The organism is Saccharothrix tamanrassetensis (assembly GCF_014203665.1).
GTDB lineage: Bacteria > Actinomycetota > Actinomycetes > Mycobacteriales > Pseudonocardiaceae > Actinosynnema > Actinosynnema tamanrassetense.
In genome coordinates, this window is sequence record NZ_JACHJN010000007.1 from 282693 (window position 1) to 296179 (window position 13487).

General features: G+C 72.8%; 10 protein-coding genes. 4 read left to right on the forward strand and 6 right to left on the reverse strand.

What is annotated here, in order from left to right:
* Positions 1 to 64 precede the first annotated feature (64 nt).
* Positions 65 to 775: an SDR family NAD(P)-dependent oxidoreductase gene (locus FHS29_RS23310; protein ID WP_184693807.1), complete on the forward strand. Its 711-nt coding sequence runs from the start codon at positions 65 to 67 to the stop codon at positions 773 to 775.
* A gap of 98 nt (positions 776 to 873) precedes the next feature.
* Here FHS29_RS23310 and FHS29_RS23315 read toward each other — a convergent pair whose 3' ends face one another.
* The 5 genes from FHS29_RS23315 to FHS29_RS23335 form a co-directional block, all read right to left on the reverse strand.
* Positions 874 to 2235, reverse strand: coding sequence for a S8 family serine peptidase (locus FHS29_RS23315; protein WP_312865060.1), 1362 nt, complete (start codon positions 2233 to 2235; stop codon positions 874 to 876).
* Positions 2236 to 2710: 475 nt separating this feature from the next.
* Positions 2711 to 4114, reverse strand: a complete 1404-nt coding sequence (locus tag FHS29_RS23320; RefSeq protein ID WP_184693810.1) for a nitrilase-related carbon-nitrogen hydrolase — start codon at positions 4112 to 4114, stop codon at positions 2711 to 2713.
* Entirely contained in the window at positions 4098 to 4673 is a 576-nt protein-coding gene (locus tag FHS29_RS23325; protein ID WP_184693813.1) for a TetR/AcrR family transcriptional regulator, read from the reverse strand. The genes FHS29_RS23320 and FHS29_RS23325 overlap by 17 nt, the downstream gene beginning before the upstream one ends.
* Positions 4674 to 4743: 70 nt before the next feature.
* Positions 4744 to 5418 carry a response regulator gene (locus tag FHS29_RS23330; protein ID WP_184693815.1) on the reverse strand — a complete coding sequence of 225 codons (675 nt, stop codon included), beginning with the start codon at positions 5416 to 5418 and terminating at the stop codon, positions 4744 to 4746.
* Positions 5415 to 6719, reverse strand: a complete 1305-nt coding sequence (locus tag FHS29_RS23335; RefSeq protein ID WP_246440709.1) for a sensor histidine kinase — start codon at positions 6717 to 6719, stop codon at positions 5415 to 5417. Before FHS29_RS23335 ends, FHS29_RS23330 begins: the two co-directional genes overlap by 4 nt.
* 208 nt (positions 6720 to 6927) lie before the next feature.
* Between FHS29_RS23335 and FHS29_RS23340 the strand changes: the two genes are divergently transcribed.
* From FHS29_RS23340 to FHS29_RS23350, 3 genes are all read left to right on the forward strand, one after another.
* Entirely contained in the window at positions 6928 to 7605 is a 678-nt protein-coding gene (locus FHS29_RS23340) for an ABC transporter ATP-binding protein (RefSeq protein ID WP_184693819.1), read from the forward strand.
* The gene (locus FHS29_RS23345; protein WP_184693821.1) at positions 7602 to 9929 is read left to right on the forward strand and encodes an ABC transporter permease; all 2328 of its coding nucleotides are present in this window, start codon (positions 7602 to 7604) and stop codon (positions 9927 to 9929) included. Before FHS29_RS23340 ends, FHS29_RS23345 begins: the two co-directional genes overlap by 4 nt.
* Positions 9930 to 10114: 185 nt before the next feature.
* Positions 10115 to 11971: an ABC transporter ATP-binding protein gene (locus FHS29_RS23350; RefSeq protein ID WP_184693823.1), complete on the forward strand. Its 1857-nt coding sequence runs from the start codon at positions 10115 to 10117 to the stop codon at positions 11969 to 11971.
* A 355-nt stretch (positions 11972 to 12326) separates the two neighbouring features.
* On the opposite strand, the gene FHS29_RS23355 is transcribed toward FHS29_RS23350, so the two are convergent.
* Entirely contained in the window at positions 12327 to 13484 is a 1158-nt protein-coding gene (locus FHS29_RS23355) for an ROK family transcriptional regulator (RefSeq protein WP_184693825.1), read from the reverse strand.
* Positions 13485 to 13487: the final 3 nt, after the last annotated feature.

Below are 13487 nucleotides of genomic sequence, written 5' to 3' on the forward strand. Positions count from 1 at the left end.
CGGGACAAGGACGGTGCGCCGACCGTCAACCCCGGACGAACGCCGACCGCCCACGATGGACCCCATGGATTCGTCGTTCACCGACCGGAAGGTGCTGGTCACCGGAGGTGCGTCCGGTATCGGCCTGGCCTGCGCCCGGGCGTTCCGGGCCGCCGGCGCGCAGGTCGTCGCGCTCGACCGCGCCTCGGGCCCCTCCGACCTCGACACCGTGCACGCCGACGTCGCTTACGAAGCGAGCCTCTCCGGGGCCGTGACGACGGCCGTGGAGCGGCTGGGCGGTCTCGACGTGGTGGTCGGCTGCGCGGGCATCTCCGGCCCGGTCGGCACGCCCCTGGTCGACACGTCGGCGGCCGACCTGGCGGCCGTGCTGGCGGTCAACGTGACCGGGCAGCTGTTGCTCGCCAAGCACACCTACCCGCACCTGTCCACCGGGGGCGCGATCGTCTTCCTGGCCAGCGACTCGGCGTTCGTCGCCACGCCCGGCATGGCGCCGTACTGCGCGTCCAAGGGCGCGGTGGTCGCCCTCACCCGGGCCCTCGCGGTGGAACTGAACCGGGTCCGCGTCAACTGCGTCTGCCCGTCCGTCGTGGACACCCCGATGGCCAGGTCCGACCTCGGCGACGCGGCGATCGACCAGGCCGACTTCCCCGTCCAGACCGCCGACGACGTGGCCCGCCAGGTGCTCTTCCTGGCCGGACCGCACTCCCGCCCGGTCAACGGCCACGCACTGCTGTCCGACTTCGGCTACTCCGCCAGGTCCGGCTTCCCGGCCTGACCGGGCGGGAGCGCGGACGCAGACGTGCCGGGGTCGCTCACGCGACCCCGGCACGGTTACCGCGATGGCGCGGTTACCGCGATGTGCTGCCTACCGCGCTACTGCTTGCGGTGCCAGTAGAACTCACCGGCCGGGCCGTACAGCACGACGTTGTCGTCGTTCTGCACCACCAGGCGGTCGGCGGCCGAGCCCCAGGTGTTGGTGTGCCAGCGGGCCACACCGGCGGCCGAGTAGAGCACGAAGTTGCCGTCGGGCTGGAGCACCGCGCGGGTCACGTCGCTGCCCCACGTGTTGGTGTGCCACAGCGCACGGCGGTCCGCCGTGTAGAGCACCAGGTTGCCGTCGACCTGGAGCACCAGGCGGTACTGGCCGTCCAGCGACGTCCGCGACTGCCCGGCGGTCAACTGCTCACCGCGCACCAGCCGGTCCGGCCCCGACACGGTCGGAACCGCCGAGTGCAGCAGCAGGTTCGGCGAACCCGCACCCGGATCCGTGACGTGGTCACGCGTCGCGGCGTTGACGATCGCGTCCCGGACCACGTTCGGCGCGGCGGCCGGGGTGGCGGTCAGGTGGAGCGCGGCCACACCCGCGACGTGCGGGGCCGCCATCGACGTGCCGTCGAGGACCGCACCTTCGTCGTCGGCCGTGTGCCAGGCGGAGAAGATCCCCTCACCCGGCGCGAACACGTCGGTGCACGTGCCGAAGTTGGAGAACGAAGCCCTCCGGTCGTCCTCCCTCGTCGCACCGACCGTGATCGCCTCGGTGACGCGGGCCGGCGACTGCTCGCACGCGCTGCGGGCGCTGTTGCCCGCCGCCACGACGACCGTGATGCCCGCGCTGATGGTGCGCCGCACGGCCGAGTCGAACAGGTCGTTCGGCAGCGAGCCGAGGCTCAGGTTCGCCACGGCGGGCTGGACCTTGTTGGCGGCGACCCAGTCGAGGCCGGCGATGGCGCCCGCGACCGTTCCGTTGCCGTTGCAGTCCAGCACCTTGACCGCGTGCAGCCGGACGTCCTTGGCCACGCCCACCGTCGTGCCGCCGACCGTGCCGGCCACGTGCGTGCCGTGACCGTTGCAGTCGGTGTTGTCGGTGTCGATGGCGTTGTGGTCGAACGTCGCCCGACCACCGAAGTCGACGTGCGTCGCACGGATACCCGTGTCGATGACGTAGACGTGCACACCGGCACCCTTGTTCGGGTAGCTGTACGAGTCGTTCAGCGGCAGGTCGCGCTGATCGATCCGGTCCAGACCCCACGACGGCGGGTTGGGCTGCACTTCGGTCTTGCGGACCTTCTGGTCCTGGACCACGGAAGCCACCGCCGGATCGGCGGCGAGGCGCTTCGCCTGGTCCTCGTTCATGGTCGCGGCGAACCCGTCGACCACGGACTGGTAGCGGTGGACCACCCGCACACCGGCCCGGTCCGCGACCGCGGTGGTCTGGTTGCGGTCCTTCAACACCACGATGTAACTACCCGCGACAGCGTCAACGCTGTTCGCGCCCTCAATGCCCCCCTGCGCAGCCGCCGGTGCAGCACTGAGCCCCACGGCAACCGCCGCAGCCGCTCCAACACCGGCGAACCGTCTCCAGGACGCGCCGAACTCTCCCATGCCTGGGTCTCCCTCTGCGGGTTCTCACTCGACTACAAGGGGTTCGCGCGAACCGTTGTGGAGCCTAGCGGTCCACCCTCACAGTGCACTCACGATTTGCGACAAAGGGCCGGTCAAAACGCCGGGATCCTCGGCCGGGGCACGGCTCCGTGCGGTCCGCCGCTGCTCCGGCGCACGATCCCCGCCCCGCGCTCGCCGGTGGACGTGCGGTCCGGACGGGGCTCGACCACGTGGTTCCACAGTCGGTGCAACCGATCAGCCGATTGCCGACGGGGATCGGAAGTGCTGTCGGAACCGCCATCCGGCCCAGTTGCGGTGTCCGCTCCGGTCAGCGCCGCCGCGGCAGGTAGAGGGTGACGACACCGACCACCGAAGCCAAGAGGCAGAGCCAGGCGAACCAGTCGCCGAACCTGGTGTACGCGGTCGCACCGGGGGCGAGGCGCACGTCGGCCGTGACGGTCGTGAACGGTTCCGGACCGCCGGTCGGCGCGTCGGCCAGGACCCGCCCGTGACCATCGCTGATCATCACGGTTCCGGTGCGGGCCGACCAGACCACGGCCTGGCCGTGCTCGACGCCCCGCAACAACGCGGTCCTGCTGTGCTGCCAACCGTTGTCCGTCTCGTCGGACGCCGGGATGAGCAGGAGGCCGGTCCCGGCCGCCGCGTAGTCCCGGGCCGGTGCGGAGTGGTTGACGTCCGCGCAGACCTGCACACCGCCGCGCAGGCCGGTGAAGACGAGTTCGTCACCGGGCGGGCTGACCCGGTCGTGGTGCTTGAGGTAGGCGGTCGGGTCACCGCCGTCGGCCGGGAACGTGAGGGCGTAGTTGTACTTGGCGTTGCCGTCGAAGTGCGCGTAGCCGACGACGACGTCGATCCCGTGCCGCTGCGCCACTTGGCCCATCGGCTCGTAGAGCGCGGCCGGGCGCGCTTCCTCGGATCGGAACGACTGCTCCGGCAGCACCACGACCTCCACGCCGTCCGGCAGTGCCGCGATGCGGTCCGCATAGGCGTCCACGAGATCGCGGCCGGCTCGCGTGGCGAGGTCCGGGGCCCAGACCTTCTGGTTGGTCGCGATGGCCGCGACCCGTTGCGTCGGCCCGACGTCCGACAGCCGCAGCGCTCCCCCGCCCAGCGCCACGCCGAGCACGACCAGTGCGACGGCCGCCGTCCGCACCCGGACGGCGGTCGACACCTCCGGGGCGAGCGACGCGGCCACCGCGGAGGGCACGAACAGCACGAGGAACTCGATGCCCCACATACCGGTCACCGAGGCGGTCTGGAGCACCAACGGCACATTGCCCTGGTGGTTGGCGAACGTGCCCATCAGCCCCATCGGATTGGCGACCGACACGAGGTACACCAGGGCCGTCCACGACGCCGACGCGGCGAGCGCCGCCGACAGCACACGGCCGCGAACCAGTTGCGCACGGAACACGACGACGGCGAGCGTGAACGTCGCCGACATCCCGAGGTCGATCAGCAGACCGACGGGCATCATCGGGGTGTCGTGGGAACGCAGTTGCAACGCCCACATGTTCGCCGTGCCGAGGACGAACGCGACGAACGCGACCCCGGCCGCCACCCGCCCCGACACCCTCGGCGCCAACAGCAGCACGGGCAGCGGAGCCACCCACGTCAGCACGGCGACGGGAGCGAAACCCGTGCCCAGGAAGAACAACACGGCCGAGCACGCGGTCGCGCCGGCGAGGGTGAGACTACGACTTGAGTCCATCGAGGACCCTTCCGATCGTCCGCTTGCACAGTGCGCGGAAGTCGTCCTCGGTCAGCTCCATGCGCCCGCCGTGGTACAGCTGGACCAGCCCCATGGCCGGGGTGGTGATGGCGAGGGTGATCTCCACCGGGTCGCCGGGCCTCAACACCCCGTCCTCGACGCCCCGCACGACGGCGTCGAGCACCGGCCCGAACGTGGGCGAGCCGCCTTCCCGGAAGTCTTCCGGGAACCGGCGCGCCCCGTCCCGCCGTTCGGTGACGACGAACCGGTAGAGGTTCGGCTTGCCCAGGGCGAAATCCAGGAAGTCGTCCGCCAATCCGTCAATTTTTTGCTCGAACGTGCCGGCATGGCCCCGCTTGCCCCATCCGGCGGTCAGTTCGGCGACCGCGCCGTCCACCACCGCGCGCAGCAGGGCTTCGCGGTTGGGGTAGTGCCGGTAGGTGGCCATTGGCGTGACGCCCACCTCGGCCGCCACCCGGCGCATCGTCACGGCCTCGGCGCCTTCGTCCAGCAGGATCGCCAACGCCACGGAGGCGATCCGGTCCGCGGTGCCTGTCATGTCTACACCGTACACGTCTTGTCTACGGTGTAGACCTCGCGGATGCCGGAGCGGCGGGCGGAAACCTCTTCTACGCCGGGACGTCGCCGCTGGGCGTGACCAGACCGGTCTCGTAGGCGGCGATCACGGCCTGCACGCGGTCCCGCAGGTCGAGTTTCGCGAGGATGCGGGCGACGTGGGTCTTGACGGTCGCCTCGGACAGGTGGAGGCGGGCGGCGAGTTCGGCGTTGCTCAGGCCCTGGGCGAGCAGCCGCAGCACTTCCAGCTCGCGCGGCGTCAACGCGGCCAGGTCGCGGTGCACCGTGCTCGCGATGTCGCGCTGGGCGAAGCGCTCGACCAGCCGGCGGGTGATCGCGGGGGCCAGCAGCGCGTCCCCGGCGCGGACCATGCGGATGGACGCCACCAGGTGTTCCGGGGTCACGTCCTTGAGCAGGAAGCCGCTGGCGCCCGCCGACAGCGCCGCGTACACGTAGTGGTCCAGGTCGAACGTGGTCAGGATGACCACCCGGGGCTCGTCGGCCGCGCCGCGCAGGATCCGGCGGGTGGCTTCCAGGCCGTCCAGCTCCGGCATCCGGACGTCCATCAGCACCACGTCCGGCTTCGTCCGGCGGACCGCCTCCACCGCCTCGGCCCCGTTGGTCGCCTCGGCCACCACGTCGATGCCGTCGGCGGTGAGGATCATCCGGAAGCCGGTGCGCACCAGCAGTTGGTCGTCCGCGATCACCACGCGCGGCGAGCCGGTCACGAAGCCTCCAAGGGGATTTCTGCGACGACACGGTAACCGCCCGCGGCGCGTGGCCCGGTGCGCAGAGTTCCGCGGTACACGCCGAGGCGTTCACGCAGGCCGATCAGTCCGCGCCCGTTGCCGACGGCGGACGGGCTCGACGCGCCCCCGGTGTCGGCGACCTCCACCCGGAGGCTGTCGGGACCGTACTCGACCACGACCTCGGCGGTCGCACCGGCGGCGTGCTTCACGGTGTTGGTCAACGCCTCCTGCACCACCCGGTAGGCGGCGAGCTGCACCCCGGACGGCAGCGGGCGGGGCGTGCCCCGCACCGACAGCTCCACCGGGACGCCGGTGTCCCGCACCCCGGCGACCAGGCCCTCCAGCTGCCCCAGGCCGGGCTGCGGGGTGAGGTCGGCGTGGTCGCCGTCCGCCGCCAGCAGGCCCATCACGTGCCGCAGCTCGGACATCGCCGCCCGGCCGCCCGCCTCCACCGCGAGCAGCGCCTCCTGCGCCTGGCCGGGATCGGCGGCCATGACCTTGCGCGCCGCACCCGCCTGGATCACCATCACGCTCACGTTGTGCGTCATCACGTCGTGCAGTTCGCGGGCGATCCGCGCCCGCTCGTCCTCGACCGCCCGGCGCAACGCCTCGGCCTGCTCGCGTTCCAGCGCGGACACCCGCGCGGTGCGCTCGTCGGTGCGGATCTTCCACGTGCGCAGGCCGTTGGCCGCCACCGCGATCGGGACCATCAGCATCAGCGGGATGTAGTCGTTCGGGACGACGGCCAACGGCGAGTCGCTGAACCTGCCCACCGACAGCACGGCCGCCACCACGCCCACCGCCGTCGGCAGTCGGTACGGGCTGTACGCGGCAGCGCTGTAGACGGCGATCACGCACGCGTAGAACGTCAGCCTGGGCGAGTCGTGCGGTGCCAGCAGGGTCGCGGGCACCATGGCCCACAGCACGGCCAGCGGGTACCGGCGGCGGAACGCCAGCGCCGCGGAGGCCGCGATCGCGAGCAACACCGCACCGAACGTCGTCGCGGGGGTCGACGGGTTCCCCTCGGGAAGGAGCACCTTGTCGGGCAGGAGCGCGCCGTCGGGAAGGCGCGGAAAGCCTGGGACGAGCGGCACCAACCCGGCGCGCGGTGCCGGGACGTCCACGCCGGAGACCGCGAACTGGATCGCCACGACGCCCAGCACCACCGCCAGCACCACGTCGAAGGCCAGGTTGCGCCGGGTCGGGCGGGGTGGCGGTGGGCCGGACGGGCGGGTCAGCCACGCGACGCCGGAGCGCACCCGTTCCACCAGCGCGTTCATCACGGGCTCATTGTCACCGGCGGGCCGTAGGCCGGACATCGGCACCGTGGGCGCATCCACCTACACCGCTCGACTACATCGCAGGGATGACACCGGCCGCCGTCATCCCGACGCGGTACCGGAAATGGCCCGCCCGACCGACGCGACCCGGTCCCCCGCGCTCCTAGCGTCCTCCCGGCACCATCCGGACGACTCCAGGGAGCACCAGATGACCACGCCGGTGATCGAACTGCGCGACGTGAGCCGCAGGTACGACGGCGGACCGCCGGCACTGCACGAGGCGTCGCTGACCGTCCGGCCGGGCGAGGCGGTGGCGATCCTCGGACCGTCCGGCAGCGGCAAGTCCACGCTGCTCAACCTGATCGCGGGCCTGGACCGGCCGGACGCCGGGACGGTCACCGTGGACGGGGTGCGGGTCGACGGGCTCGGCGAGGCCGCCTCGGCGAAGTACCGGCGGACCCGGATCGGCATGGTCTTCCAGTTCTTCAACCTGCTGGACGACCTGACCGTGGCCGACAACGTGGCGCTGCCCGCGCTGCTGGCCGGCACGGCGCGCGCCGAGGCGCGGCGGCGGACGGCGGAGCTGCTGGCGTCGCTCGGCGTCGCCCGGCACGCCGACGCCTACCCCGGCCGGCTGTCCGGTGGCGAACGGCAGCGCGTCGCCGTCGCCAGGGCGCTGGTGAACCGCCCCGCCCTGCTGCTGGCCGACGAGCCGACCGGCGCCCTGGACACCACGTCGGGAGAGGACGTCAGCAAGCTGCTCGCCGAGCTGAACGCCGACGGCCAGACCGTCGTCGTCGTCACCCACGACCTGGCGCTGGCCCGGTCGTGCACGAACCGCACTATCCGGATCGTCGACGGGCACGTCACCGAGGAGAACCGTTGAGCGCGCTGGGCGAGGTCGTGCGCTCGGGCGTCGGGCGACGCCGGGTGCAGGCCGTCGTGATCGGGCTGTCCACCCTGATGGCGGTGACCGCGTCCGTGCTCGGCGCGACGCTGCTGGACGTGTCCAACGCGCCGTTCGACAAGGCGTTCGCCGAGCAGCGCGGCTCGCACCTGACGGTCCGGTTCTCCGCCGACAAGACGACCACCGGGCAGCTCACGGCGAACGTCCCCGGTGTCACCGCCACGTCCGGCCCGTTCCCGACGGTGTCGGCCACGCCGCACGCCCAGAGGGGGCAGCGCAAGCCGATGACGCTGGTCGGTCGGGCCGATCCGGGCGGGCCGGTCGACGCGGTCACGCTGTCCGAGGGCCGTTGGGCGGGCCCCGGTGAACTGGTGCTGTCCGCCGACACCCCGATGCCCGAACGGCTGATGGGCAGTCGGATCGCGTTCCCCGACCTGCCCGGCGGCCCGACGTTGACCGTGGTCGGCGTGGCGCGGTCGGTGAGCCGGACGGCGGACGGCTGGGTGTCGCCGGCCACGATCACCGCGCCCGCCGGCTACCAGGTGCTGTACCGCCTGGCTTCGGCGGACACCGCCGACCAGGTCGACGCCGCCGGCGCCGCCGTGGCGGCCACCGTGCCGGAGGGTGGCGTGGACGGCGCCCGGTCGTGGTTGGCGGTCAAGCGGGAAGCGGTGCGGGAGACCGCGGTGTTCGTGCCCTTCCTGGTGGCGTTCGGGCTGTTGGGCGTGGTCATGTCGGTGCTGGTCGTCGGCAACGTGGTGGCGGGTGCGGTCGGGTCCGGGACACGGCGGATCGGCATCCTCAAAGCCCTCGGCTTCACCCCGTCCCAGGTGGTGCGCGCCTACGTGGCCCAGGCGCTGATCCCGGCGGCCGTCGGCACCGCACTGGGGGTGGTCGCGGGCAACTTGCTCGCCATCCCGATGCTCGCGGAGACCGAACAGGTGTACGGCACCGCGACGTTGAGCGTGGCGGTCCGGGTGGTCGCGGCGGTGGCCGCCGGGGCGCTGGGCGTGGTGGCGGTGACGGCGTGGGCGAGCGCGGCGCGGGCCGGGCGGCTGCGCACGGTCGACGCGATCGCCGTCGGCCGCGCCGCGCCCACCGGCCGCGGCCGGTGGGCGACCCGGCTGACCGCACGGCTTCCGCTGCCCCGGCCGGTCGGGCTCGGTCTGGCCCGTCCGTTCGCCCGGCCGGCGCGGGCGGCGGCGCTGCTCGTTGCGGTGGCGTTCGGCACGACGGCGGTCACGCTCGCGATCGGCCTGGTGTCCTCGCTCGCCGTGGTGCAGGACGCGCGGCAGACCGACCTCTCCGACGTCGTCATCGGCTCGTTCAGCGGAGGCCTGCGCAACGCGCCGATGTCCCCCGAGGGTCCGAGGCCCCAGTTGACGCCCGCCACGGACCGGGCCGCGGTCACCGCGGCGATCGACGCCCAGGCCGGGACCAAGGCGTTCTACAGCATCGCCCGGACACCGGTGGCGGTCGCCGGGGTGACCGCTTCGGCCGACGTCCTCGGGTTCGGCGGCGACCTGGGTTCGAGCCGCTACCAGCTGATCTCCGGGACGTGGTTCCGCACGCCGGGCGAGGCCGTGGTGCCGTCGCCGTTCCTGAACGCCACCGGCACGCGGGTCGGGGACGACGTGACGCTGGAGGACCGCGGCCAGGCGGTCACCGTGCGGATCGTCGGCGAGGTGTTCGACACCCGCAACGACGGGATGCGGGTCCTGGTCGACGCGGCGACGTTCCCCGAGGCACCCGCCACGAGCTACCACATCGCGGTCGAGCCGGGCACCGACGTGACGACGTACCTGGAGGGCTTGAACAACGCGCTGCGGCCACTCGGTGTGGTCGCCGACCCCAACCAGGACGGCGGCGTCGGCGACACGCTGCTGCTGATGGGCGCGCTGATCGCGTTCCTCACCCTGATGCTGGTCGCCGTCGCCGGTCTCGGGGTGTTCAACGCGGTCGTGCTGGACACCCGTGACCGCGTCCGCGACCTGGGCGTCCACAAGGCGCTGGGCACGACGCCGCGGCAGGTCATCGCGATGGTCGTCGCCTCGGTGGTGGTGACCGGGCTGATCGGCGGCGCGGTCGGCGTGCCCGCCGGGGTGGTCCTGCACCAGGCGGTCCTGCCCGCGATGGGCGAGAGCGCGGGCACCGGCCTGCCCGCCGCGGCGTTCGGCGTCTACGGCCCGGTGGAACTGGCGCTGCTGGTCCTCGGCGGCGTGGCCATCGCGGTCCTCGGGGCGCTGCTGCCCGCCGGCTGGGCTGCCGGCACCCGCACCGCCACCGCGCTGCGCGCCGAGTAGCCGGGCGTGGCCGGTCGGCTGAGGCGACACCCGACCGCACCCGCAGACGGAAGTCGGGCGTCGCCGCGACCGCCGGGCACCGCCCGACTTCCGTCCACAGTGGACAGCAGTGGTTATTCGATCGCCCAGGACGTGCCCCCTGCGGCAGCATGGCCGGGTAAGCGCCGGCAATGGTCCTGGAGAGGATGGCTGTGCCCGGAACTCCCGGCACGACGAACCCCGATTCGCCCACCCGCCGGACGGCGGTGGTGCTGGCCCTGCGCTACTACGGTCGCGAGCTGCGCCGGCAGCGCCGCAACTCCGTTCCCGCGCTCCTGCTGCCCGCGTTGGGCAACATCTGCCTGCTGTACCTGGCACCGCTGGTGGTCGCCGCCCTGGTGGGCCGGCTCGCGGGAGGCGCGGACAGCGACCTCGCGACCGTGCTGCCGTACGTGCTCGGCTTCGCCGGCCTGCTGCTGCTCGCCGAGGTCCTGTGGCGGGTCGGCGTGCACTGCCTCAACCGCACCGACGGACGGGGCATCGAGAAGCTGGCCGTGGCCGGCATGGGGGAACTGCTGGGCAAGGACGCGGCGTTCTTCCACGACAACTTCGCGGGTTCGCTGACCAAGCGGGTGATCAGCTTCGCGACGCGGTTCGAGGAGTTCGTCGACACACTGGCGTTCTCGATCGTCGCGAACCTCGTGCCGCTGGCGTTCGCCTGCGTGGTCCTGTGGCGCTACGACCCGATGCTGGTCGTGGTGCTGCTCGGCCTCATCGCGTTCACCGGCTTCGTCATCGCACCGCTGATCCGCCGTCGCCAGGCGCTGGTGGACCAGCGGGAGGCCGCCATCGCCCGGGTGGCCGGGCACGTCGCCGACACCCTGACGAACATGGAGACGGTCCGGGCGTTCGCCGCCGAGGACCGGGAGGCCGCGGAGCACCGGGTCCGGGTCGCCGAACAGCGGACGCTGACGCTGCGGTCGTGGGACTACGGGAACCTGCGGATCGACACCGTGGTCGCGCCGATGTCGGTTCTCACCAACGCGCTGGGCCTGCTGATCGCGGTCGGCCTGGGCGGCGGCGGGCTGGGCGTCGAAGCGATCATGGTGACCTTCGCCTACTTCTCCAGCGCGACCAGGATCATGTTCGAGTTCAACCAGATCTACCGGCGGATGGAGAGCGCCCTCACCGAGGCGGCCCAGTTCACCGAACTCCTGCTCACCCCACCGACCGTGGTGGACCCGCCGGCGCCGGAACCGTTGCGGCCCGAGGACGCCGCCGTCCACTTCGACCGCGTCACGTTCGCGCACAGCGCGGGGCGCCCCTTGTTCGAGGGGCTGGACCTGAACATCCCCAGCGGCAGCAAGATCGGCCTGGTGGGTCGGTCCGGCGGCGGGAAGAGCACGCTGACCCGACTGCTGCTGCGCCTGATGGACGTCGACGGCGGCCGGATCCTGGTGGGAGGTCAGGACATCGCCACCCTGCGCCAGGCGGACCTGCGCAGCCTGATCGCCTACGTCCCCCAGGAACCCGCCATGTTCCACCGCTCGCTGCGCGACAACATCGCCTTCGCCCGACCGGGAGCCACCGACGCCGACATCCGCCGCGCCGCCGAAGCCGCCCACGTGACCGAATTCGCCCAAGCCCTGCCGCAGGGCTTCGACACCCTGGTGGGCGAACGAGGCGTCAAACTGTCCGGCGGCCAACGCCAACGCGTGGCCCTCGCTCGGGCCATCCTGCGCGACGCGCCGATCCTCCTGCTGGACGAGGCGACCAGCGCCCTGGACTCGGAGAACGAAGTCCTCATCCAGGACGCCCTCTGGCAGCTCATGGAGGACCGCACGGCGCTGGTGGTGGCCCACCGCCTGAGCACGGTGGTCCGCATGGACCGCCTGGTGGTGCTGGACGAAGGCCGGATCCTGGAGCAGGGTACCCACGACGAACTGCTCCGGTCCCGAGGCGCCTACGCCCGCCTCTGGCACCACCAGTCCGGCGGCTTCCTGGCCGACGACAGCACGACCCGGCCGGCGGACCTGGAAGCCGACCGGACCACGGTGCGCTGAGCGCACACCGTCGCCCGCCCTCCGCTTCCGCGCTGTTCCGCCGCCCTCGGTCGTCCGCCGGCATGGCGACGGTGTCCACTGTGGACGAGATTCCGATCAGTGGACTGTGCACATGAGCGGCTAGTGTGCGCGGGCCTTCCGCCTCCGCGACGCTGACCGCCGCCGGGAACCCCGGGTGTTCCCTCGGGTCAGAAGCCGGACGGACGGTGCCTGCGAGCTGGTCCCGAGGGCTTCCCCGCAGTGCCGGCAGGTATAGGTGACCGGGCGGACCATATGCGGCAACGGTGGTTGTGCCCGTCAACGCCCGACGCCCCGTTTGCGGCGATCACTGCCCTGCGAACCCCTGAACGGCTGATCAGGCGCGCGCGCAGTGGCTGAACAGGTCGTCCTGGGCCGCCTCGCACGCCGTCAGCAGGGCACCGCGCAGGACCGCCGAACCACCGAGGGCACTGGGGCGCACGGTGGTGGGTATCGGGGACCACGCGGCCAGGCGGTCGGCGACCCGGGCGGCCAGCGGGTCGCCGCCGGCTCGGCCGATCTCGCCGCCGAGCACCACGCAGCCGGGGTCGAGCACCGAGGTGATCGAGGCGGCGCCGATGGCGACCCGATCGGCGAGGGCGTCCAGGAAGCGTTCCGCACCGACGGCAACGGCCTCGCGGACGACGGCGGCGGCCGATGGCTCGTGAGGCGCGGCGGTGGCGGTGAGGCCGTGCTCGGCGGCCAGAGCGGTGATGGCCGCGGACGACGCGAGGGTGTGGAAGCCGTTGCCCGGGACGGGGCCCGGTACGCCCGGCACGGGCAGGAAGCCGAGTTCGCCGGCGCCCCCGGACGCGCCCCGGTGCAGGGTGCCGTCGAGGACGAGGGCCGCGCCGGTGCCGTGGCCCAGCCAGAGCAGGGCGAAGGTGTCGCGGTCGCCGGCGTTGCCCGCGCGGTGTTCGGCCAGGGCCGCGACGCTGGTCTCGTTCTCCACGACGAGACGGCCGGGGAGGTCGCGGAGGGCGGACATGACGCCGCCGTGCCACTGCGGCAGTCCCGGTGTGCGGCGCAGTTCGCCGGTGGCCGGGTCCACCAGGCCCGGCACGCCGATGCCCACCGAGTGCAGGGCCTGGGCTCCCGCCCGGCGTGCGGCGTCCGTGACGAGGTCGACGGTGCGGTCGACGGCGGACGCCGGAGTGTCCCGGTCGACCGGGGTGGCGGCTTCGGCCAGCACGGTGCCCAGCAGGTCGGCCACGACGACCGCGACGCTGTGCGTGCGGATGTCCAGCGCGGCCACGTGGGCGCGGTCCCGGACGATGCCGTAGAGCTGCGCGTTGGGTCCTCGGCGGCGGACGTCGGCCTCGCCCACGACGGTGACCAGGCCGGCGTCGCCCAGGCGTTTCACCAGTTCGGCGATGGTGGGGCGGGACAGCCCGGTCAGCCGGGTCAGCTGGCCTGCGGTCAGCGGGCCGTCGCGCAGCAGGAGCAGGGCCTCCCGGTCGTTGATCGCCCGGGCGGCGCTCGGTGATGCGGGCATGAC

Bases quoted from the DNA above. Each gene is read 5' to 3' on its own strand.
- FHS29_RS23310 (WP_184693807.1), top strand. From the start codon at position 65: ATGGATTCGTCGTTCACCGACCGGAAGGTGCTGGTCACCGGAGGTGCG.
- FHS29_RS23320 (WP_184693810.1), bottom strand. From the start codon at position 4,114: ATGGACTCAAGTCGTAGTCTCACCCTCGCCGGCGCGACCGCGTGCTCG.
- FHS29_RS23325 (WP_184693813.1), bottom strand. From the start codon at position 4,673: ATGACAGGCACCGCGGACCGGATCGCCTCCGTGGCGTTGGCGATCCTG.
- FHS29_RS23335 (WP_246440709.1), bottom strand. From the start codon at position 6,719: ATGAACGCGCTGGTGGAACGGGTGCGCTCCGGCGTCGCGTGGCTGACC.
- FHS29_RS23340 (WP_184693819.1), top strand. From the start codon at position 6,928: ATGACCACGCCGGTGATCGAACTGCGCGACGTGAGCCGCAGGTACGAC.
- FHS29_RS23350 (WP_184693823.1), top strand. From the start codon at position 10,115: ATGGCTGTGCCCGGAACTCCCGGCACGACGAACCCCGATTCGCCCACC.
- FHS29_RS23355 (WP_184693825.1), bottom strand. From the start codon at position 13,484: ATGCCCGCATCACCGAGCGCCGCCCGGGCGATCAACGACCGGGAGGCC.